Genomic DNA, 20,239 nt, shown 5'->3' with positions numbered 1-20,239 from the left:
GCCCCCGGGGCCGCGTACCCGAAGGACTTCCGCCATGGCCACCGTTCTCACGCTCACCGGCAGCGCCTCCGCCCCCGGCTCCTCCCGTACCGCGCGTCTCGTGCAGCACCTGGGCCGTGAACTCGCCGCTCAGGGCCACCGGGTGCGGACGCTCGACGTCCGCACGCTGCCCGCCGACGCGCTCCTCTCCGCCGACGCCTCGCATCCCGCCGTCGCCGAGGCCGTCGCCCTCGTCGAGAGCGCGGACGCACTCGTGGTCGGCACGCCCGTCTACAAGGCCGCGTACTCCGGGGTCCTCAAGACGTTCCTCGACCTCCTGCCGCAGTACGCGATGCGGGGCAAGCCCGTTCTGCCGCTGGCGACGGGCGGCTCCCCCGCCCATGTCCTCGCCGTCGACTACGCGTTGCGGCCGGTGCTCACGTCGCTGGGCGCGGAGGTCACCCAGGGCTGGTTCGTCCTGGACCGCCACATCACTCCCGCCGACGACGGGACGGTCAGCCTCACGCCCGACGCGTCCGCCGGGCTCGCCCCCGTCGTCGACCGGTTCCGCGAGGCGCTCGCGGGGCAGTCTCAGGTCGCCGGGACGTCCGGTGTCATCGGCCCGTACGTCGCTGTGGGGGCCTCGGTCGCGAGGGCCCAGTAGCGGTCGCCGTAGGACCAGTGCCACCACTCCGTGGGGTAGTTGACCAGGCCTGCCGTGGAGAGGGCGGCGGTGAGGGTGCGGCGGTTGCGGCGGGCCGTCGGGGAGATCAGGGCGCTGTCCATGTAGCAGGCGCCGTCGCTCTCCTCCGGGCTTGCGTTCACCGGGGTGCCGAGATCGAGTTCGGCGCCTGAGGTGGTGCGCAGGGTCAGGTCGACCGCGGCGCCCGCGACGTGCGGGCCCACCTCGGGCGGCGAGAGGGAGCGGCTCGTCTGCTGGTGGAGGTAGGCGTCCGACCAGTCGGGGTTGGCCCTCCTCAGTTCGGCGGCGTACTCGTCGAAGTACTGGATCTGCAGGGCCAGCGGCCGGTATCCCTCGGTGACCAGGAAGCGCAGGCCCTCGGGCAGCAGCCGGGCGGCGCGGGCCAGGCGCCAGGCGACGCCCTCGCGCAGTTGGGCGTAGGCCCCGTCCTGGTCGGCGAGGCGGTCGTCGACGTCAAGAAACGGCAGTTGGCGCAGGTCCACGAGGGCTTCGCCACAGTCGTGGACCGGGATGCCGACCACTCTGGGATCGTTCATGAGGATGATCGACGACATGTCTGCCCCTTCGTGGAGACCGTGGCGAGCACAGCTTCGGGGACGGGCTGCCGCCCGCCCCCGAAGTCCCCTCCGTGCCCTGGCAGGGGCTCTACGCGACGAGCGGCCCACACGACCGACGGTGTCGGTGGTGTGGGCCGTACGAGGCATCAGTGGCCTTCCCCCGTGCTTCCCCCGATGAATTCCGCTGAGTCCCCCGTTGTTTCCTGCAATCCCCCGTTGGCGTCGGCGTGTTCACTCGCCGACAACCTCAGAGTGACGCAGTCCGCTGCAAATTCTCTGCAAGTCCGCGCCAAGCGGATTGCAGGCCACCGCTGCAGTGACCCCAGAGCCCCGGTTCTGAAGCGACGTCAGATCCCCGGTTCGTCGCGTTCGCGCGCCTCGTACGCCGTGAAGACCTCGCGCGCCTCGGCGCGCAGCGCACCTGCCGCCGCCCGGTCGCCCGCGGCTTCGCGCGCCGCCGCGAGATCGCGCAGGGTGCGGGCCCGCGGCAGCGGAAGCCCCAGGTCGTTCCAGAGGGCGGCGGCCGCGGTCAGATGCTGCTCCGCGGTGTCGAGGCGGCCCGCGGCGAGCTCGCACTCGCCGAGGGTGCGCAGGCCAAGCGCCTCGCCGAAGCGGTCGCGCTGGCCGCGGCAGATGTCGAGGACCTCACGGATCTCGCCCCTCGCTTCGGCCGAACGCCCCAGTCTGATGCGGGACTTGGCCCGTGCCTGCATCGCGTACGCCAGCATGAGCGGGTCCCCGAGGGTGCTCAGGAGGTCCACCGCACGGCCGGAGAGCTCCTCCGCCGCCGTGTACTCGCCGAGCGCGCGGTGGACCAGGCCGATCGAGCGCAACGTGAGGGATTCGCCGCGGCGACTGCCGAGCCTGCGGTAGGCCCGCAGCGATTCGTCGAGGAAGGCGCGGGAGGCCGCGAAGTCGCCGAGTTCGAGCTGGACGGACCCCGCGTACCGGCAGGACAGGCCGAGGCCCGGGTCGTCGTGGAGTTCGCGGAACCCGTCGACGGCGCGGACCAGCGTCTCCTGGGCCGCGCGCAGCCGTCCCGCTTCGCGCAGGGCGCTGCCGAGCCCGGCGAAGGCGGCGGCGCGTCCGCGTACGTCGCCGAGTTCGGCGCAGAGCCCGGCCGCCTGCTTGAAGTAGCCCTGGGATTCGGGGAACCGGTCCTGTTCGTAGCGGAGCTGGCCCAGGCCGATGAGCAGCAGGGCCTCCCCCGCCCGGTCCTCGGCGCGGCGGGCCGCGGCCAGTGCCGCGTCATGGGTGCGCCACCACGCCTCGAAGCGGTTGCCGACGGTGTACGCGGAGGAGCAGAGGGCCGCCGCGGCCTCGCAGGAGAGGGTGTGCAGGTCGAGGGCTGCCGCGCGCTCGACGGCGGCGGCGATCGCGTCGGCCTCGGCCTCGAACCAGGCGGCCGGGTCGGCGAGTGCCCGCTGGGTGGCCTCCGGTCCGACGGGCCGGACGAGTTGTCGCAGGGAGCGGGCGGATCCGTTCGGGCTCGAGGAGTCCAGGAGCCCGCGGTGCAGTTCGACGGCGCCGGAGGGCGTGGCGGATGCGGCGAGGCCGGTGAGCCAGAGCCAGGCGCCCAACGCGCGGCCGACGGCGGCGGCACGTTCGGCGGGCGGATCCTCGGCGTCGGCGCGCTCCGCGGCGTACACGCGGACCAGGTCGTGGGGCCGGTAGCGGGGCTGGCCCGCCCGGTCGACGCCGGTGCAGTGCAGCAGTTGGGCGTCGATGAGCTGTTCCACGACGCGGTCCGCCTCGGCCTCCGGCACGTCGAGGAGGGCGGTCACCACCCATGCGGCGACATCGGGTGCGGCGAGCAGTCCGAGGCGGCGCAGGGCGGTGCGGGCCGGGGCGTCCAGGGCCCGGTAGCTCAGGCCGAGTCCGGCGCGCACCTCCAGGTCGCCGACGGCGAGTTCGTCAAGGCGGTGGTGTTCGTCGGCGAGCCGGTCGGCCAGCATGCGCGCGGTCCAGTGGCGGCGGGTGGCGAGTCGGGCCCCGGCGATCCGGATGGCGAGCGGGAGCCCGCCGCACAGCTCGACGATGCGCCGGGCGGCGTCCGGCTCTTCCCTGACTCGCCGCTCCCCCGCCACCCGGCCCAGGAGCTCGGTCCCCGGCTCAGTGTCGAGCACGTCGAGATCGGTGCGGTGGGTGCAGGGCAGGGCGCCGAGGCGGGCCCGTGCGGTGATGAGCACTCCGCAGGTGGCGCTCCCGGGCAGCAGGGGGCGCACCTGGGACTCGCTGGCCGCGTCGTCGAGCACCAGCAGGACGCGGCGCCCCGAGACCAGGCTGCGGAAGAGGTCGCGCCGCTCGGCGTCCCCGTCGGGCGGATCGGCCCCCAGGGCGTAGAGGAGCCGGCCGAGGACTTCGCCGGGTGCCACGGGATCGGTGGCGCCCCGCAGCTCGGCGTACAGCTGCCCGTCCGGGTAGGCGTCGGCGACCTGGTGCGCCGCCCGGACGCCCAGGGTGGACTTGCCGACGCCGCCGGGTCCGGAGAGGACGACGACCGGCATGGCCTCGCGGGGCCCCGACAGGGCGGCCCGCATGGCGGCGAGCTGGGCCTCCCGGCCGGTGAAGTCGCCGATGGTGGGCGGCAGGAGGGCCGCCACCGGGACGGCGGTGGTCTCCCGGGGGCCGGGGTCGGGGGTGCCCGCCGCGGCGGGCAGCAGCTCTTCGTCGGCCCGCAGGATCGCCTCGTGCATCCGTCTGAGGTCGGGTCCGGGGTCGATGCCCAGCTCCTCGGCGAGTACGTCGCGGCCCTCCGCATAAACCGCGAGCGCGTCCGCCTGGCGCCCCAACCGGTAGAGGGCGAGCATCAGTTGACCGCGCGGACGCTCCCGGGTGGGATGTCTGGCGACCAGCGCGGTGAGTTCGGCCACCAGCTCCGTCTCGCGGCCCGTCTGGGCGAGCTCCGCGGCGATCCGCTCCTCCAGGGCCGCCTGCCGCGCCTCGTCCAGCTGGTCGGCCATGGCCCGCAGCGTCTCGCCGATCCCGCCGAGTGCGGGGCCGCGCCACAGGGCGAGGGCGTCCCCCAGCAGCCGGGCGGCCGCGCCGTGATCTCCTTCGGCGGCGGCCTGCCTGCCCCGTACGGCGAGGCGCTCGAACTCGACGCGGTCGACCAGGGTGGCGTCCGCGCGGATCAGATAGCCGGGCGGACGGGTCTCGATGGCATCGGCGGACAGCGCGCGGCGCAACGCCGAGACGTACGACTGGATCAGGGAACGTGCCGTGTCCGGCGGCCTCTCGCCCCAGATGGCGTCGATCAGCACGTCGACGGAGACCACGCGCCCCGGTTCCAGGAGCAGCGCCGCGAGCAGGGCACGGGGCTTGGGTCCGCCCAGGCTGAGGCGGCGGCCCGCGCGCCACGCCTCGACCGGGCCCAGCAAGCGGTAGTCGGTGTCCGTGTCCAAGCCCGTCTCCATGGGTCCTTGCCCCGCGCCGCCCCCACCGACCCCGCCCCCGATCGGCTGGTCATACTACGTCTGCCCGCCATCAACTCGGTTGCACACCACGGCAATCAGGCCATCAGTGGAGGGGCTCCGGGCAGAGCGTCTTCAGCCGGGCGAGGGAGGGCCGCCGCGGGAAGGACCGCCCGCGGGAGGACCGTCGCCCGTGTCCTGGTACCGCGCGTCCGCCGCGCCCTGGTCCTGCGCATCCGCACCCGGTGCGAGCGGGACGCCGCCACCGCCCTGGAGACGCTCCAGGTCGGCGGGCCGCACCTGGATGACCACCAGGGCGATCAACGCGGCGACGACGGCGAAGATGGCAGCGGCGACGAAGGAGCTGGAGATGCCGGACGCGAGGACCTCATCGCCCCATCGGCCCGGGAGCTGCCCCGTCCTGCGGAACTCCACCAGCTGGGCCGGGCTCGCCTCCTTCATGAAGCGGGGCACCTGATCGGTCGCCTCGTTGCGGCTGGCCGTGCCGAAGACCGTGACGAGGACGGACAGGCCGAGCGAACCGCCCACCTGCTGGGTGGCGTTGAGGATGCCGGAGGCCGCTCCGGCCTCCTGCGACTGCACCCCCGACACCGCCATCAGGGTCAGTGAGACGAACTGCATGCCCATGCCGAAGCCGAAGACCAGCACGGGGCCGAGCAGGCTTCCCACGTACGTGCTGTCGACATCGGTCAGCGTCAGCCAGCCGAGGCCCACGGCGGCCAGCGTCGCGCCCACCACCATGAAGGGCTTGGGCCCCCACTTGGGCAGCAGCTGGGAGGCGAGTCCCGCGCCCACCGCGATGATCGCGCTCACCGGCAGAAAGGCGAGACCGGCCCGCAACGGGCTGAAGTTCAGAATGTTCTGCACGAACAGCGTCAGGAAGAAGAACATGCCGAACATCGCCGCGGCCAGGCACAGCATCATCCCGTAGACACCGGCGCGATTGCGGTCGCGGAACATCCACAGCGGGGTGATGGGCTGCTTCGAGCGGCGCTCGACCGTGAGGAACAGGACGAGGAGCACCACGGCCGCGGCGAAGGACGCGAGGGTCAGGCCGTCACTCCAGCCGTCCTTGGAGGCGCGGATGAAGCCGTAGACGAGCAGCACCATGCCCAGGGTGGAGGTGAGCGCGCCGAGGATGTCGAAGTGCCCCGGGTGGCGCTCGGACTCGCGGATGTAGCGGGGTGTCGCGAACGCGATGAGCAGGCCGATGGGGATGTTCACGAAGAGCACCCAGCGCCAGTCGAGCCACTCGACGAGCAACCCGCCCGCGAGCAGTCCGATCGCGCTGCCACCGGCCGATACGGCGGCGAAGACACCGAACGCCCTGTTCCTGTCCGGCCCTTCGCGGAACGTCGTGGTGATCAGCGAGAGCGCGGTGGGCGAGGCGATGGCGCCTCCGACGCCCTGCAGCGAGCGTGCCGCGAGCAACTGCCAGGACTCCTGCGAAAGTCCGCCGAGCAGCGAGGCGGCGGCGAAGAGCAGGACGCCGAACATGAAGACCCTGCGGCGTCCGAGGATGTCACCGAGGCGACCGCCGAGCAGCAGCAGGCCGCCGAAGGTCAGCGTGTAGGCGTTGACCACCCAGGACAGGGTCTCGGTCGAGAAGCCGAGCGAGGTCTGGATGTGCGGCAGTGCGATGTTCACGATGGTGATGTCGAGGACCACCATCAGCTGGCACGAGGCGATGACGAGGAGTGCGATACCGCTGCCGCTGCCCCGCTTCGGGGAGGCGGCAGGCTCTGAGGGTGTCGTCCGGGAGCCGGTCATGGGATTGCTCGTGCGTCAGGCAGACGGTGAACGACGAGGTGCGGCGTTCACACATTTAGGCTAATCCCGGCGATCCGGCCCCGCCAGGCGAACATGTGACCTAGGACACCACGGCCGCCCGATGACTTGATCCGGCCCCACCCGTCCTACTCACGACAACGCCGCGACGGACGGCATCGTGAGAGACAGGACGGCGTCACCATGACCGAAGCCACCAAGGGCCCCGCCAGCTACTTCCCTTCGATCGAGAAGAAGTACGGACGCCCGATCACGGAGTGGAAGGACCTCATCCGGTCCTCGTCCCTGACCAAGCACATGGAGATCGTCGCCTGGCTCAAGACCGAGCACGGCCTGGGGCACGGACACGCCAACGCCCTCGTCGCCCACACCCTGGCCGAGAATCGCGACGCCTGAGGGGGCGGCTCAGCCCAGGACCGCCTTCCGGTTCCGGCGCCGGGCCAGCCGGTGGAAGGCCTTCGGGGCACGCCCAGGAGCGGGCAGTGCGCCGGCGACAGCGTCGGCCAGGAGTGTGGTGACCGTCTCGGCGGCGCAGGTGCGGTTGGCGCCGATGCCGCCGCTGGGGCCTCGCTTGATCCAGCCCACGACGTACGTGCCGGGCCGCCCGGTGACCCGGCCGCCTTCGTTCGGGACGGTGCCGGTGGTCTCGTCGAACGGCAGTCCGGCGACCGGCACTCCTCGGTAGCCGATCGCGCGCAGCACCATGCCCGTCCGTATCGTCCGCTCCCCCGCCGCCTCCGCGACGCGCACGCCCTGGACGGCTTCCTCGCCGAGCATTTCCAGCGGGGCCGTGTGGAAGCGGAGCACGATGCGCCGCCCGGGAGCGGGCGCTTGTGTCCAGTCGAAGCGCTCGCGCGCGACGCCTCGCAGGAGGGCCGCCTTGCCCTTCGGGTCGGTCGCCGGATCGGTCTCGTCGACGGCTGCCGCGATCCGGGGGTGGTGGTCGTCGACGACCAGGTCCAGGCCGGGAACGTGCTTGAGGGCGAGCAGTTCGGACTTCGTGTAGGCGGCGCCCTCGGGACCCCGGCGCCCGAGCAGGACCACCTCGCGCACCTTGGCGGCACGCAGCGCCGCCAGTGCGTGCTCGGCGATCTCGGTGCGGGCGAGGCTGTCCGGGTCGGCGAGCAGGATCCGGGCGACGTCGAGAGCCACGTTGCCGTTGCCGACGACGACCACGCGCTCGGCGGACAGGTCGAACGCGTCGGGCGCCGCGTCCGGGTGGCCGTTGTACCAGGCGACGAAGTCCCGCGCGGACATGCTGCCGGGCAGCTCCTCGCCCGGTACGGCCAGCGGGCGGTCGGCCGACGCGCCCACGGCGTAGATGACCGCGTCGTGGTGTGCGGCCAGTTCCTGCGCGGTGACGTCGGCGCCCACGTCGAGCCCGAGATGCATCCGCACCCTCGGATGCGTGTGGAACCGCGCGAAGGTGTCGCCGACCTTCTTGGTGGCGGGGTGGTCCGGCGCCACGCCGAACCGCACGAGCCCTCCGGTCACCGGCAGCCGGTCGATCAGGGTCACTTCGGCGCTGGTGTGCAGGAGCAGGTCCTGGACCGCGTACATCCCGGCAGGACCGGTGCCGACGACGGCGACCTTGAGCGGCGCGAAGTCGGACGGCAGGACGCGGGGGAACGACGGCTCGTCCCAGGCGTGGAAGTTCGGTCCGTCCGGGGCGGGTTCGGGTGTCTGGTCCGCGTAGTACGCCGCGTTGATCGTCGCGTACTCCTGCTGCGCGGGCGCGAGGCTGTCCACCGGGAAGATCGCCTCGACCGGGCAGGCGTCGGCGCAGGCGCCGCAGCCTATGCAGGTGGCCGGGTCGATGTGCAGCATCTCCGTGCTGCCGAACGCCCTTTCCTGCGGCGTCGGATGGATGCAGTTGACCGGGCATACGGCGACGCAGGTGGCGTCGTTGCAGCAGGTCTGGGTGATGGCGTAGGAGGTCATGTCGTCGGCTCGACTCGCTCGGGTCAGATGGAGCTGGCGCGGATGAGGGGGGGCTCGGATGAGGGGGGCTCGGATGAGGAGGACCCAAGTGAGGAGGGCTCAGATGAGGTTGGCGCGCTTGTAGAAGGCGAGCGCGGGCTTCGTGAGCAGCCGGGACGAGGCCAGGAACTCCATCAGGCCCGAACAGCTCGACCGCATCATGGACTTGTGGTGCTCGTTGGCCTTCGCCTCGGCGAGCGCGCGCTTCTCGTCGAGCCCCGCGTGGGCGTAGACCTTGCGGTTCACCATGCTGGTGACGATGACGTACGAGGCGATCGCGATGACGAGCGCGTTGATCTGGCGGCGCACCCGGCCCGTGCCCGCCATCCGCTTGGTCGTCTGGTCGCGGGCGAACTTCATGTGCCGCGATTCCTCGACGACATGGATGTTGTTGATCGTGCGGACGAAGGGCACGACCCGCTCGTCCCGCATCCAGTCGCGCTGCATGACGTCGAGCACCTCTTCGGCCACCAGGATCGCGGCATAGGCCGCCTCGCCGAAGGCCACCGTCTTGAACACGCGGCCCAGCTCCACGGCGAACCGGTGCGGCCGGTAGGCGGGCGCGCCCAGCTTCTCGGCGCCGCGCGCGAACATGATCGAGTGCCGGCACTCCTCGGCGATCTCGGTGAGCGCCCACTGGACCTCGTCGCTGGTCGGATCCTTCGCGTACACGTCGCGCAGCACCATCTGCTGCAGGATCATCTCGAACCAGATGCCCGTGCTGGCCACCGACGCGGCTTCCTGCCGTGTGAGCTCCTTGCGCTGGGCGTCGGTGAGCTCCTGCCAGTACGAAGTGCCGTACAGGGAGCACCACTCCGGACTCGCGCCGTGGAAGTCCCGGTCGAGGGGGGTGTCCCAGTCCACCTCGGTGGCCGGGTCGTAGGCCAACATGGCGGCCGAGTCGAGCAACCGCCGGGCCACGTCGTCCTCTTCGGGCTTCTCGGGGCGGTCCTGCGAGGTCGGCCGAACAGTGCTGCTTGCCATGCTGCGGCTCCTTGACTCTGCTGCGTACGTTCTCTTGTTCGCTCAGGCAGCGGCTCGGGGCGCCGTCCCGCAACGCGCCGCGGCCCGCTTGTTAGACAGACCGTATAACAAGGAAAGCGGCGAGCCTACCCCTGAGTAAGAAGTGAATCCGCGCAAGTTCTTGCAGCAAGCAACGCTCGCAGGTCACGCCGACCGGCACCCTCCCCCGACCACAAAAAGCCCACCGTTCACCCACCACGCCAGCCACCAAAGCCACTTCAAGGACTGATAGTTGAAATATCTTGCAGAAAGCATTGACGCGTACATGCGCGGGCGGCAGGCTCCCACTCGGAATCCCCCCACGGCAGCCTCCCCCACGAGTAGTTGCCTTCTTTGGGCACAGCTGTGCCCGGTCTCGAAGGAGCCGCACCATGCAGCACCGTTACCGCCTGCTCGGCGCGACGTCGGCCGGGGTCCTGGCCGCGGCCGGCCTCGCGACGTTCGCGCCCACGCAGTCGCAGGCGACACCGCCGGGCGAGAAGACCGTCACCGCCACCATGTTCGAGCGACAGTTCGCGGATGTGGGCAAGGCCTGCACGGACCAGCTCGGCCCGTCGGGCTACGGCTACGTCCAGGTGTCGCCCGCCTCGGAGCACATCCAGGGCGGCCAGTGGTGGACCTCGTACCAGCCCGTCAGTTACAAGATCGCGGGCCGTCTGGGCGACCGCGCCGCCTTCAAGAGCATGGTCGACGCCTGCCATCAGGCGGGCGTCAAGGTCATCGCGGACGCCGTCATCAACCACATGGCGGCCGGCTCGGGGACGGGCACCGGCGGCACGGCGTACGGCAAGTACGAGTATCCCGGCCTCTTCCAGGATGCGGACTTCCACACCTGCCGCACGAGCATCAACGACTACACCAGCCGTGACAACGTCCAGAACTGCGAACTGGTGGGCCTCGCCGACCTCGACACGGGCAGCGACGCGGTGCGCACCACCATCGCGGCGTACCTCGACGACCTGCGGTCCCTGGGCGTGGACGGTTTCCGCATCGATGCAGCCAAGCACATGGCGGCCGACGACGTCGCCGCCATCAAGGGCAAGATGAGCGACCCCGGGTTCTGGGTGTCGGAGGTCATCCACGGGGGCGGCGAGGCCGTCCAGCCCGACGAGTACACCGGCGTCGGCGACGTCGACGAGTTCCGCTACGGCGGGCACCTCAAGAGCGCCTTCCAGGGGGGCGACATCGCCCAGCTGAAGTCGGTCGCCGACGGCAAACTGGGCAGCGGCTCGGCCCGTACGTTCGTCGACAACTGGGACACCGAGCGCAACGGCTCGACGCTCACCTACAAGGACGGCGCGGCCTACACCCTGGCGAACGTCTTCATGCTCGCCTCCCCCTACGGCTCACCGAACGTGTACTCCGGCTACGAGTGGACCGACAAGGACGCGGGTCCGCCCAGCGGCGCGGACGGCTGGACGAACACGCACACCCAGCAGGCGGTCACCGGCCTGGTCGGGTTCCGCAACGAGGTGGGCTCCGCCGAGCTGACCGACTGGTGGGACAACGGCGGCAGCGCCCTCGCCTTCGGCCGTGGGGACAAGGGGTTCGTCGCCCTCAACAACGGCGACGGAGAGCTGACGGAGACGTTCGCGACGTCCCTGCCCGGCGGCACGTACTGCAATGTCGCCAAGGCGTCCCCCGACAGCTGCGAGGGGAACACGGTCACCGTCGGGGACGACGGAAAGGTCGGGACCACCCTGCCCGCCCACGGCGCCCTGGCCCTGCACACCGGGGCGAAAGCGGGCTGACCGGCACCGCCCTCACCCCCGGACCCGCCCCTAGACCAGACGGAACACCGGATGACGTACCGACTCGGCGGCGAACTCCTCGTCCGTCGAGTCGCCCGTCACGTCGAAGTAGGGGCGGGTGACGGGCACTTCGCGCCAGTACTGACGCAGCACGGGGACGCTTTCCTCGGGGCCGAGCTCGACCACGCGCACGGTCTCCGACGTGCCGCCCCTGCTGAGTTCGATCTCACCGGCCGCACGGGCGTTGAGCACCCAGTTGCTCACCCCGTAGGCGCCGACGACCCAGCGCTCGCCCCCGGCCGACATCACGTCGACCGGCGTGGAGAACAGGCGGCCCGACTTCCTGCCGCGCACGGTCAGTATGTACCGGTAGCCCTTGCCCATCCCTCGCCGGGTCATGGCCCGGAACACGCCGTTGATCAGACGCGTGCCGAAACCGACGCGGTACGTCTTCGCCATCAGCCTTCTTCCTGTCCAGCGGCCGGCGGTTACCGCGCGGCCAGCAACTGAGCCGCGCCCTGCCGGGCTTGGCGCGCCGGCTCGGGTGAGCCCGATATGGCGGCCGCGGTCATGGCCCCCTCCGCGAGCAGGACCAACGGGCCGACAGTCTGCCCCGATTCACCCGCGGCTGCCACAAGTCCCGCCATGTACGCATGGAAGGCGCTCTTGTGGGCGCGGACAGTGTCGGCCACCGCCGGTTCCACGGCCCCGAGTTCACCGAAGGAGTTGATGAAGGCGCAGCCCCGGAAGTCCGGCTCGGAGAACCACTCGTAGAGCCAGTCGTAGACCGCGAGGACCCGCTCCGGCCCGCCCGGCTCACCCTCCACATGCTCGGCGAGCCGGGTCCGCCAGCGCAGGTCGCGGCGTTCGAGACAGGCGACGACCAGCTCCGACTTCGAGGGGTAGAGCTGGTACAGCCGCTTGAGCGAGACGCCCGAGGCCGCTCGCACCTGGTCCATGCCCACGGCCTGGATGCCGCGCGCGTAGAAGAGCTCCTCGGCGGCGTCGAGGAGTCTGACTTCCGCTTCAGCGCGGTCCATGCGGGCTCCAGGGGGGTGCGGATCAGAGAACGTGGACCAGAGGCACGAGAACGGTCGTTCTCCAAGATTACTACGGGCCCGGATCCGGTCGCATCATTGCGCGAGAACGACCGTTCTCCTATGGTGGGCACCCTCACCGGAGAACGATCGTTCTCGCGGCTTCCACGTTCATTCGACGTTCAGGAGAGAGCCATGGCCGCACGACCCCCAGTACCGCCGTTCACCCTGCGGACAGCGGCCGAGAAGGTCCGCCTCGCCGAGGACGGCTGGAACTCCCGCGATCCCGAGAAGGTGTCCCTCGCCTACGGCAAGGACTCCCGCTGGCGTAACCGCGCGGAGTTCGTCACGGGGCGCGACGCCATCGTCGCCTTCCTCTCCCGCAAGTGGCGCCGGGAGCTCGACTACCGCCTCATCAAGGAGCTGTGGGCACACGACGGCAACCGCATCGCGGTGCGCTTCGCCTACGAATGGCGGGACGACTCCGGCCAGTGGTACCGCTCGTACGGCAACGAGAACTGGGAGTTCGACGACGACGGCCTGATGCGTGTCCGGCACGCGTCCATCAACGACCTGCGCATCGAGGAGTCCGACCGCAAGTACCACTGGCCGCTCGGCCGCCGCCCCGACGACCACCCCGGCCTCAGCGACCTGGGCCTCTGACCGCGGACCAGCGCCCCAGGAGCAACGGCAGCAGGGCGCCCTGCGCGGCGACCACCACCCAGAACAGGCCGGTGCTGCCCATGTGTTCGGCGAGCTGATAGCCCTCGCCCCCGGCCACTCCGCTGGCGAAGGCGCCGATTCCGGCCGCGAGCCGCTGGTGACCGAAGACCACCGCCGGGGCTCGGGTCGACCGGGCAAGGGCCTCGAGGTCGTTCTTGAAGAAGAGGACGATCTCACCGAGGCAGACGAGCAGGGCTCCGGCCATGATCGCGGCATGGTTGCCGACGGCGAGCGTGGCCATCCCCGCGGCCATCGCGCCGAAGCCGCACCGCAGGGCGCGGGTGTAGGGCAGGGCTGCGATCCAGTCCGCGAGGAGGGGCTGCGCGACGACGAGCAGCAGCGCGTAGACCGCGAGGACCAGGCCGTAGTACGTCGTCGAGGTGCGGGGCACCGCGTACAGCGCGAGGTAGTGCTGGAAGAACATGAAGACGTACAGGCTCAGCACGGTGGTCGCGAAGGGCAGCACGGCGACGCCGGAGAACGCCCTCTCGCCGGGTGCCGGCTCCGGCCCCCGGTCGGGGCTCTCCCCGGGCAGCAGGGCGTGGCCCACGGTGATCGCGGCGAAGAGCACGGCGACCGCGGTGAACAGCCCGGCCGACGCACTGAGGACGAAGGGCGCCGCCGCCAGCGGTCCCAGGGCGATGCCCGCGTTCAGCGCGGAGCTGCTCGCGGACAGCAGCAGAGGGCGTTGCTCCTCGTCCGCCTCGTGGATCAAGTAGGCCTTGTTCGCGGGCAGATAGAGGGCCGCGCCCACGGACACCAGGAAGAGGGCGAGGACGGCGGCGGCCGGATCGCGGAGGCCGGGCAGGAAGCAGGCGAAGCCCGCCGTGCGGATCACCAGGGCGAGCAGCATCGTGCGCCGCAGTCCGATGCGCCCGGCGATCATGCCGCCCACCACCCCACCGGAGAACTGCACCAGTGAGGCGACGGCGAGCACGACGCCGACCGCGCCGAGCCCCATGCCGAGCCGCTGGTGGAGGAGCACCGACATGAAGGGCAGGACGGCGAAGCTGCCCAGCGGGATCAGGAACGATCCGGCCAGCAGGAAGCGTTGCGGCCCGGTGAGCCGCGCGAGGCCGGACCGAAGGCGCCCGCGCGGCTTTCCGAGGAGCGTCACGCCGGGGCGTCGGCGGCGACGAGCGGCCGTATGCTCCCCGCCGCGCTGAGCGCACGGTGCAGGGCGAGTTCCGCGGTCGCACCCTCGGTCAGGACGATCCCGGTGCACCCGCGCTGATCGCTCACGTGCTCCAGGCGGTCACCGGGGGCTGCGGTGGGGTACCACTCGGGCGAGCCGGGGAAGGCGGCGAGACCGTCCACGCCGGTCCATCCGGTGAGGGTGCCGGGCCGGTCGGGGTAGACGAGGACGAATCCCGTGGCGGGGCCCGTGGCCGCCGGAGCGTCGAGCAGGGCGGGGCGCAGGCCCAGTGCCACGGCGATCATCGCGTCGTACACGTTGGTGCGCAGGGCGCGGCACAGTGCCTCGCCGACCAGCGCGCCGCCGATGCGGCGGTTGATCTCGACGAGCTCCGGTCCCTCGGCGGTGAGGACGAACTCGACGTGCGCGAAGCCCGCGTCATGGCCCGCCGTCTCCAGGACGCGCGCCACCCAGTCCTGGATCAGGGCGAACTGCGGTTCCGGCAGGGCCACGGGGAAGGCGGCGGCCTCCTCGCGGACGGACGGCTCGGGAGACATCTGGCGGCTGAGCACACCCAGGAGCTTCGTCTCCCCCGGCCAGCTGAGCGTCTCCGCGCTGTAGACGGGCCCGGCGAAGAGGGGTTCCGCGAACAGCCGCCCGGAGAAGGGGCGTTGGGCGGCTTCACGGAGAGCGGTGTGCAGCTGCCGCTCGTCGCGTACCAGCCATACGTTGCGGGAGGAGGTGCCCGCCGAGTCCTTGAGGACCACCGGCAGGCCGATCTGCCGGAGCACCTCGTCGGCCGCCGCGGGCTCGGCCGGGATCGTGAGGGCGGAGCCGCTGCTCAGGTTCTGTTCGTGGAGGAGGTTGCGCACCCGGGACTTGTCCCGCAGGACACGGACCGCGGCCGGATCGGGGCCCGGCAAACCGAGTTCGGCGGCGAGATCCGCGCCCGGCACGCTCCAGGTGTCGGTCGAGTTGATGAGCCCCTTCAGGCCGGGCACGGCGGCGAGCGCCGCGGCGGACGCGGCCGCGTCACGGGTGTCGACGTCGACGATGTCGAGTGCTCCCGGTTCCAGCCGGTCCAGTTCGTGCCGGTAGACGGCGCGGTCGCCCGTGAGCAGGCAGAGCCGGTGCCCGGCGGCCTCGGCCGCTTCCAACAGCCGTCCGAGGCCGAAGGTGAGTGCTTCCAGGGCGGCGATCGTCACGATGTCTTCCCCTCCTTCTCGTGCTTGTCGTGCTTCTGGTGCTCGTCGTGCTTCTTCGTGCGTACGTCGTAGCTGCGCCGGTTCCACTCCATCACCGACCACGGCAGCGCGAGGTCGGCCAGGTCCGTGATCTGGTGCGGCTTGAGGGTGCGCGGGTCGAGCGCCTCCTGGTGACGGGAGAAGACCCGCTCGGTGTAGCGGTGTCCCGTGTCGGCGCCGATCACGAGGTGCATCCGGTCCGGGTCGCGGGCCGCCTCCCATGCTGTGACGAGGTGGGCGGCCCCCGTGGAGAGACCGGCGAACACCGCGTGAGCGCGCAGCAGATCGACGGCTCCCGCCATGGCGTGCCGGAAGTCGACCCAGTGGAGGGTGTCGTACAGGTCGTGCCGGACGTTGTCGAAGGGGATCGAGCTGCCGATCCCGGCGATGATCGCCTCGGGATCGCTGAAGTCCTCGCTGCCGAACGTGACGCTGCCGAAGGGCTGCAGTCCCAGCAGCCTTACCGCACGGCCGCGTAGCCGCAACGGCTGGACGAGACCTCCGGTGGATGCGCCGGTGCCGACGGCGCCCACCACGGTCAGCGGGGCATCGGGCAGCGCGGCGTCGACCAGATCCGCGAACTCCTCGTAACCGGCGTAGTGGACTCCGTCGTGGTACTGGCGCATCCAGTGCAAGTCGGTTCGCCCGGCCAGTAGTTGACGCACGCGGTGCACCCGCCGCTCCTGGTCGAGCCGCAGGCTGTCGGAGGGCGGCATCTGGTCCACCGTGGCCCCGAGGATCTCCAGCTGGGCCCGCATCGCCGCGTCGACGGTGGTGGAGGCGACGATGTGGCAGCCGAGTCCGTAGCGGTGGCAGGCCATGGCGAGGGCAAGGGCGTAGATGCCGCTGGAGCTGTCTACGAGGGTCTGGCCGGGCCTGACGGTGCCGCGCTCCAGGAGGGTGCGGACGGCGCCGAGCGCCGCGTACACCTTCATCGTCTCGAAGCGTGCGAGGACGACGTTTTCGGAGAGCCGCAGCAGGTCGGGGGCCTTCATCGCGTCGGTGATGTGTCCGTGGACGGTGGCCGCGGGGGCTGCCGCCGTGCGCGCGGGGGTCACCGTCCGACCGACCGGAGGTAGCCGCCCAGGTCTTCGGCGCCCTTGACGTTGCGCGGGCCGCTGACGGCGTCGCCGTAGGACATGACGAAGAAGCGGCTCTCCTTCACGGCCGGTACCGACTTGAGGCTGGAGAGTGACTTCAGGTAGGCGATCTTCTCCTTGGCGGGTTGGTCGGCGTAGTCGATGATGACGATGACCTCGGGCTTCGCCTTGATCACGGGCTCCCAGCCCACCGTCGTCCAGCCCTTGTCCAGGTCGTCGAAGACGTTGGTGGCGCCGGCGGCCTTGATGATGTCGTTCGGTGCGGCATGGCGTCCGGCGGTGAACGGCTGATCGGTGCCCGAGTCGTAGACGAAGACCTTGGCCGGGTCGCCCTTCTCGGGCCAGGTCTTCTTCAGTGCGGCGACGCGCTGCTTGAGGCCGGTGACGGCCTTCTCGGCGCGCTTCTCGACGCCGAAGATCCGGCCCAGGTTGTCCAGGTCCGTGTAGAGCGCCTCCAGGGGTGTGACGTCGACGTTCTTGTCGCCGTAGTCCCAGCACGTCTCGGTGTGGAGGTAGCTTGCGGCACCGATCTTCTTCAGGAGGGCGGGCGTGATGCCGCGCTCCTCGCTGAAGCCGGAGTTCCAGCCGGCGAGGACGAAGTCGGCCTTGGCGTCGGCCACGATCTCGCGGGTGATGCGCTCGGTGCCGAGGCGTTCCACGTCGGCGTAGTCCGCGCGCCAGGGCGAGCCCTTGATGGAGGGGTCGCCGAGCTTGTTCATGACGTAGCCGCGCATCCGGTCGGCGAGGCCGAGGGAGAACATCTTCTCGGCGCCGCTGACGTCGTAGGCCACCGGACGCTTCGGACGGGTGTACGTGACGTCCTTGCCGCAGTTGGAGACGGTGACCGTCTCCGCCCTGTTCTTCGCCGTCGGCTCGACCTCGGCGCCGCAGGCGGTGGTCAGGAGCCCGGTCGTCAGCAGCACGGCGGCTGCCAGCGCGCGGGGCAGCGGTGGTCGGATCATGAGTGCGGTCCTTCTGGTAGGGCGTCGGCGGATGCCGGGGAGCCGGCGGGGGCGAGGTCGTAGACGAGGTGGGGCGTTCCGGTGCGCGGGTGGTGGACGACGGTGGCGTCGACGCCGAACACCTTGCGGATCAGCTCGGGGTTCAGGACTTCCGCCGGGATGCCCGTGGCGACCAGGGAGCCGGAGCTCAGGACGGCGATGCTGTCGCAGGCGGCGGCCGCCAGATTGAGGTCGTGGAGGGCCGTGAGCACGGTGAGGCCCGATCCGCGCAGGAAGGAGAGCAGCTCCACCTGGTGGCGGATGTCCAGGTGGTTGGTGGGCTCGTCGAGGACCAGGACGCGGGGTTCCTGGACGAGGGCGCGCGCGACGAGCACGCGCTGCCGCTCGCCGCCGGAGAGGGTGAGCACGCTGCGGTCCGCGAGATGGGTGACGTCGAGGCGGTCCATCGCCTGTCGGCACAGGGCCTGTTCGGGCGCGGTGAGGGGCTGGTTGCCGCGGGCGTGCGGGGCACGGCCGAGGGCCACGACCTCCCCGACCGTGAAGTCGAGTTCGGTGTGGCTCTCCTGGGTGAGCGCGGCGATCGACCGGGCGCTGTCGCGCAGCTTCAGGGTCGCCAGGTCGGCACCGTCCAGGAGCACGGCGCCCGACGTCGGTCTCAGCGCGCGGTAGACGCACCGCAACGCCGTGGACTTGCCGCTGCCGTTCGGGCCGACGAGCCCGACGATCCGCCCCGTCTCCACCTCGATGTCCAGCCGGTCGACCAGGGCGCGCCCTGCCGCCTCGACCGAGAGTCCCCGCAGTTCGAGGGTCATCTACCGCCCTCCGAACAGATAGCCGCGGCGGCGCATCAGCACGATGAACACGGGGACGCCGATCAGCGCGGTGATGACCCCGAGCGGCAGTTCCTCCGGGGCGAACGCGGTGCGGGCCACGAGGTCGACCCAGACCAGGAAGACGGCCCCGGCGAGCGGGGCGACGGCCAGGACCCGGCGGTGCGTCGAACCGACGAGGATGCGTACGACGTGCGGCAGGACGAGCCCGACGAAGCCGATCGCTCCGCTGACCGCGACGATGAGGCCGGTGACCGCCGCCGTGAGGAGGAAGAGGCGGCGGCGCAGCGCCTCCGCGTCCACGCCCAGGCTGGCCGCGGTCTCGTCGCCCAGCGAAAGCACGTCGAGCGACCGGCTCTGGCGCAGCAGCACCACGACCGTCACCAGGACGGCACCGGCCGCCAGCGGCAGCGACTCCCAGGACGCCGAGCCGAGGCTGCCGAGCAGCCAGAACAGCACCGTGCGCGCGGCCTGGCCGTTCGGGGAGAGGAAGACGAGCACGCTCATCAGCGCCTGGAACCCGTAGGCCAGCGCGACGCCGGTGAGAACCAGGCGCAGGGGTGTCAGGCCGAGCGGGCCGCGCGCGGCGAGATACACCAGCACGGTGGCGCCGAGCGCACCGAGGAACGCGGCGGCGGACAGCGCGTAGACGCCGAGTCCGGCGAAGACCCCGAACACCACGACCGCCGTGGCCCCGACGGAGGCGCCCGAGGAGATGCCGAGCACGAACGGGTCCGCGAGGGCGTTGCGCACCAGTGCCTGGATGGCGACGCCGACGACCGAGAGCCCCGCACCGACCACGGCGGCGAGCAGCACGCGTGGGGTGCGCACGTGCCAGACGATGGAGTAGCCGGTCACGTCGTCGGCCCCGATGCTGCCGCCGGTGAGAGCGGCGGTCAGGAAACGCACGACGTCCCCGAGCGGTACGACGGTCGGGCCCAGCGCGATCCCGGCGAGGACGGAGACGACCAGCGTCACGGAGAGCACGGTCAGCGTGGTCACGAGCCGGCCGCGGCCCGCTCTGCCCGCGACCGGCTGGTGGGAAACTGCCTCCGGGGCAGCGGTCCCGGTGGTGGCCTCGGTCATGAAGTCCCTTCGCCCGTCGCACGGTTCGGATCAGCGCCGCCGCCCCTGCGCGGTGCGGCACGTTCCAGTAGTCGGCGGACGTCGCCGCCCGGTTCCCGGAGATTCACGAACTGCCCCGGTCAGCGGCCGGGCTTGGTCCCTCGCACGATCAATCGCCGCGCGTGCTGGTCGTACGGCTCTTCGTCGAAGCCGCCGAAGCACTCCACGCCGGTGAACCCGGCGTCCTCGAAGAGCGTGCGCAGCTCGGCCGCGCTGTAGAGGAAGGAGGTGATCGAGGCCTCGCGCGCGCCCCCGTCCCGTACGAGGGTCCAGTCGGTCCGCAGCCGCGTCCAGTCGTCCAGGACGGTGTCGCGCTGTACCACGTACGCGCCGTCGAGTTCGACGACTTGGGGGCGGCCGATCCAGCCGGCGAGCACTTCTTTGCCCATCACGTCGATCAGCAGCTGCCCGCCGGGCGCCAGCGAGTCATGCGCGTTGCGCAGCACTTGGGCGTTGTCCCGCGCGTCGTCGAAGTAGCCGAAGGAGGTGAAGACGTTGAGCACCACGTCGTACGACTCCGGCTCGACGTGGGTGAGCATGTCCGCCCGGATCAGGCGGACGTCGACCGCGGCGTCCTCGCACACGGCGCGGGCCCGCTTCAGGAGTTCCGCGCTGAGGTCGACACCGGTGACCGTGTAGCCGCGGCGCACCAGCGGCACCAGGTACAGGCCCGGCCCACAGCACAGGTCGAGGACGCGGCTGCCCGCCGGGAACGCGAGCAGTGGCGAGCGGGCGACGACGTCCGCCGTTTCCGCCCGCCGCCGCTCGGAGAACATCGTCTCGGAGAAGTCGGACCAGAATCCGTCGTCCTCGTACCAGTGCATGCTGCCGCGACCTCGATCCAGTGGGCTGTTCCGGCCCGTGCGCC

General features: G+C 71.3%; 18 protein-coding genes. 4 read left to right on the top strand and 14 right to left on the bottom strand.

The window, feature by feature from the left end; genetic code table 11:
- Window positions 1–34 precede the first annotated feature (34 nt).
- Window positions 35–643 carry an NADPH-dependent FMN reductase gene (gene ssuE, locus OG302_RS39555; RefSeq protein ID WP_371749576.1) on the top strand — a complete coding sequence of 203 codons (609 nt, stop codon included), beginning with the start codon at window positions 35–37 and terminating at the stop codon, window positions 641–643.
- Here the strand turns inward: ssuE and OG302_RS39550 are convergent.
- The 3 genes from OG302_RS39550 to OG302_RS39540 all read right to left on the bottom strand — a co-directional run bounded on the left by OG302_RS39550 (window position 571) and on the right by OG302_RS39540 (window position 6,443).
- Entirely contained in the window at window positions 571–1,236 is a 666-nt protein-coding gene (locus OG302_RS39550) for a M15 family metallopeptidase (RefSeq protein WP_371749575.1), read from the bottom strand. The two genes, ssuE and OG302_RS39550, sit on opposite strands and share 73 nt — an antisense overlap.
- Window positions 1,237–1,586: 350 nt before the next feature.
- The gene (locus OG302_RS39545) at window positions 1,587–4,643 is read right to left on the bottom strand and encodes a BTAD domain-containing putative transcriptional regulator (RefSeq protein ID WP_371749574.1); all 3,057 of its coding nucleotides are present in this window, start codon (window positions 4,641–4,643) and stop codon (window positions 1,587–1,589) included.
- 144 nt (window positions 4,644–4,787) lie between these two features.
- Window positions 4,788–6,443, bottom strand: coding sequence for an MFS transporter (locus tag OG302_RS39540; RefSeq protein WP_371749573.1), 1,656 nt, complete (start codon window positions 6,441–6,443; stop codon window positions 4,788–4,790).
- Window positions 6,444–6,644: 201 nt separating this feature from the next.
- Between OG302_RS39540 and OG302_RS39535 the strand changes: the two genes are divergently transcribed.
- Window positions 6,645–6,857: a DUF4287 domain-containing protein gene (locus OG302_RS39535; RefSeq protein ID WP_371749572.1), complete on the top strand. Its 213-nt coding sequence runs from the start codon at window positions 6,645–6,647 to the stop codon at window positions 6,855–6,857.
- Between the two features lie 9 nt (window positions 6,858–6,866).
- On the opposite strand, the gene OG302_RS39530 is transcribed toward OG302_RS39535, so the two are convergent.
- Together OG302_RS39530 and OG302_RS39525 are read right to left on the bottom strand one after the other, a co-directional pair.
- A complete protein-coding gene (locus tag OG302_RS39530; protein WP_371749571.1) occupies window positions 6,867–8,402 on the bottom strand; it encodes an FAD-dependent oxidoreductase in 1,536 nt (511 codons plus the stop codon).
- A gap of 99 nt (window positions 8,403–8,501) precedes the next feature.
- The gene (locus OG302_RS39525) at window positions 8,502–9,425 is read right to left on the bottom strand and encodes a diiron oxygenase (RefSeq protein WP_371749570.1); all 924 of its coding nucleotides are present in this window, start codon (window positions 9,423–9,425) and stop codon (window positions 8,502–8,504) included.
- A 410-nt stretch (window positions 9,426–9,835) separates the two neighbouring features.
- Between OG302_RS39525 and OG302_RS39520 the strand changes: the two genes are divergently transcribed.
- Window positions 9,836–11,215, top strand: a complete 1,380-nt coding sequence (locus tag OG302_RS39520; RefSeq protein WP_371749569.1) for an alpha-amylase family protein — start codon at window positions 9,836–9,838, stop codon at window positions 11,213–11,215.
- A 30-nt stretch (window positions 11,216–11,245) separates the two neighbouring features.
- Here OG302_RS39520 and OG302_RS39515 read toward each other — a convergent pair whose 3' ends face one another.
- Together OG302_RS39515 and OG302_RS39510 are read right to left on the bottom strand one after the other, a co-directional pair.
- The gene (locus tag OG302_RS39515; protein WP_371749568.1) at window positions 11,246–11,674 is read right to left on the bottom strand and encodes a nitroreductase/quinone reductase family protein; all 429 of its coding nucleotides are present in this window, start codon (window positions 11,672–11,674) and stop codon (window positions 11,246–11,248) included.
- A gap of 29 nt (window positions 11,675–11,703) precedes the next feature.
- The gene (locus tag OG302_RS39510; RefSeq protein ID WP_371749567.1) at window positions 11,704–12,255 is read right to left on the bottom strand and encodes a TetR/AcrR family transcriptional regulator; all 552 of its coding nucleotides are present in this window, start codon (window positions 12,253–12,255) and stop codon (window positions 11,704–11,706) included.
- Window positions 12,256–12,447: 192 nt separating this feature from the next.
- Between OG302_RS39510 and OG302_RS39505 the strand changes: the two genes are divergently transcribed.
- The gene (locus tag OG302_RS39505; protein ID WP_371749566.1) at window positions 12,448–12,915 is read left to right on the top strand and encodes a DUF1348 family protein; all 468 of its coding nucleotides are present in this window, start codon (window positions 12,448–12,450) and stop codon (window positions 12,913–12,915) included.
- Here OG302_RS39505 and OG302_RS39500 read toward each other — a convergent pair.
- The 7 genes from OG302_RS39500 to OG302_RS39470 form a co-directional block, all read right to left on the bottom strand.
- Window positions 12,896–14,092: an MFS transporter gene (locus OG302_RS39500; RefSeq protein ID WP_371749565.1), complete on the bottom strand. Its 1,197-nt coding sequence runs from the start codon at window positions 14,090–14,092 to the stop codon at window positions 12,896–12,898. The genes OG302_RS39505 and OG302_RS39500 overlap by 20 nt on opposite strands.
- Window positions 14,089–15,315: an ATP-grasp domain-containing protein gene (locus OG302_RS39495; RefSeq protein ID WP_371749564.1), complete on the bottom strand. Its 1,227-nt coding sequence runs from the start codon at window positions 15,313–15,315 to the stop codon at window positions 14,089–14,091. Before OG302_RS39495 ends, OG302_RS39500 begins: the two co-directional genes overlap by 4 nt.
- A complete protein-coding gene (locus tag OG302_RS39490) occupies window positions 15,312–16,349 on the bottom strand; it encodes a pyridoxal-phosphate dependent enzyme (RefSeq protein WP_371750369.1) in 1,038 nt (345 codons plus the stop codon). The genes OG302_RS39495 and OG302_RS39490 overlap by 4 nt, the downstream gene beginning before the upstream one ends.
- Window positions 16,350–16,408: 59 nt before the next feature.
- Complete coding sequence (locus OG302_RS39485; RefSeq protein WP_371749563.1) at window positions 16,409–17,416, bottom strand: ABC transporter substrate-binding protein; 1,008 nt, start codon at window positions 17,414–17,416, stop codon at window positions 16,409–16,411.
- Window positions 17,413–18,228 (bottom strand): ABC transporter ATP-binding protein, encoded by an 816-nt coding sequence (locus OG302_RS39480; protein ID WP_371749562.1) that lies wholly within the window; start codon window positions 18,226–18,228, stop codon window positions 17,413–17,415. The genes OG302_RS39485 and OG302_RS39480 overlap by 4 nt, the downstream gene beginning before the upstream one ends.
- On the bottom strand, window positions 18,229–19,332 hold the full coding sequence (locus OG302_RS39475; RefSeq protein ID WP_371749561.1) for a FecCD family ABC transporter permease: 1,104 nt from the start codon (window positions 19,330–19,332) through the stop codon (window positions 18,229–18,231).
- 119 nt (window positions 19,333–19,451) lie between these two features.
- Window positions 19,452–20,195 carry a class I SAM-dependent methyltransferase gene (locus OG302_RS39470; RefSeq protein WP_371749560.1) on the bottom strand — a complete coding sequence of 248 codons (744 nt, stop codon included), beginning with the start codon at window positions 20,193–20,195 and terminating at the stop codon, window positions 19,452–19,454.
- Between the last annotated feature and the right edge of the window lie 44 nt (window positions 20,196–20,239).

The sequence above is a fragment of the Streptomyces sp. NBC_01283 genome, from assembly GCF_041435335.1.
GTDB lineage: Bacteria > Actinomycetota > Actinomycetes > Streptomycetales > Streptomycetaceae > Streptomyces.
The sequence above is the reverse complement of the archived record's forward strand: the minus strand, read 5'-3'. Positions and strand labels throughout refer to the sequence as shown.

What these genes read in the sequence shown, in the direction of transcription:
- ssuE (WP_371749576.1), top strand. Translation starts at nt 35, where the DNA reads ATGGCCACCGTTCTCACGCTCACCGGCAGCGCCTCCGCCCCCGGCTCC.
- OG302_RS39550 (WP_371749575.1), bottom strand. Translation starts at nt 1,236, where the DNA reads ATGTCGTCGATCATCCTCATGAACGATCCCAGAGTGGTCGGCATCCCG.
- OG302_RS39540 (WP_371749573.1), bottom strand. Translation starts at nt 6,443, where the DNA reads ATGACCGGCTCCCGGACGACACCCTCAGAGCCTGCCGCCTCCCCGAAG.
- OG302_RS39535 (WP_371749572.1), top strand. Translation starts at nt 6,645, where the DNA reads ATGACCGAAGCCACCAAGGGCCCCGCCAGCTACTTCCCTTCGATCGAG.
- OG302_RS39530 (WP_371749571.1), bottom strand. Translation starts at nt 8,402, where the DNA reads ATGACCTCCTACGCCATCACCCAGACCTGCTGCAACGACGCCACCTGC.
- OG302_RS39525 (WP_371749570.1), bottom strand. Translation starts at nt 9,425, where the DNA reads ATGGCAAGCAGCACTGTTCGGCCGACCTCGCAGGACCGCCCCGAGAAG.
- OG302_RS39520 (WP_371749569.1), top strand. Translation starts at nt 9,836, where the DNA reads ATGCAGCACCGTTACCGCCTGCTCGGCGCGACGTCGGCCGGGGTCCTG.
- OG302_RS39515 (WP_371749568.1), bottom strand. Translation starts at nt 11,674, where the DNA reads ATGGCGAAGACGTACCGCGTCGGTTTCGGCACGCGTCTGATCAACGGC.
- OG302_RS39510 (WP_371749567.1), bottom strand. Translation starts at nt 12,255, where the DNA reads ATGGACCGCGCTGAAGCGGAAGTCAGACTCCTCGACGCCGCCGAGGAG.
- OG302_RS39505 (WP_371749566.1), top strand. Translation starts at nt 12,448, where the DNA reads ATGGCCGCACGACCCCCAGTACCGCCGTTCACCCTGCGGACAGCGGCC.
- OG302_RS39490 (WP_371750369.1), bottom strand. Translation starts at nt 16,349, where the DNA reads ATGAAGGCCCCCGACCTGCTGCGGCTCTCCGAAAACGTCGTCCTCGCA.
- OG302_RS39485 (WP_371749563.1), bottom strand. Translation starts at nt 17,416, where the DNA reads ATGATCCGACCACCGCTGCCCCGCGCGCTGGCAGCCGCCGTGCTGCTG.
- OG302_RS39480 (WP_371749562.1), bottom strand. Translation starts at nt 18,228, where the DNA reads ATGACCCTCGAACTGCGGGGACTCTCGGTCGAGGCGGCAGGGCGCGCC.
- OG302_RS39475 (WP_371749561.1), bottom strand. Translation starts at nt 19,332, where the DNA reads ATGACCGAGGCCACCACCGGGACCGCTGCCCCGGAGGCAGTTTCCCAC.
- OG302_RS39470 (WP_371749560.1), bottom strand. Translation starts at nt 20,195, where the DNA reads ATGCACTGGTACGAGGACGACGGATTCTGGTCCGACTTCTCCGAGACG.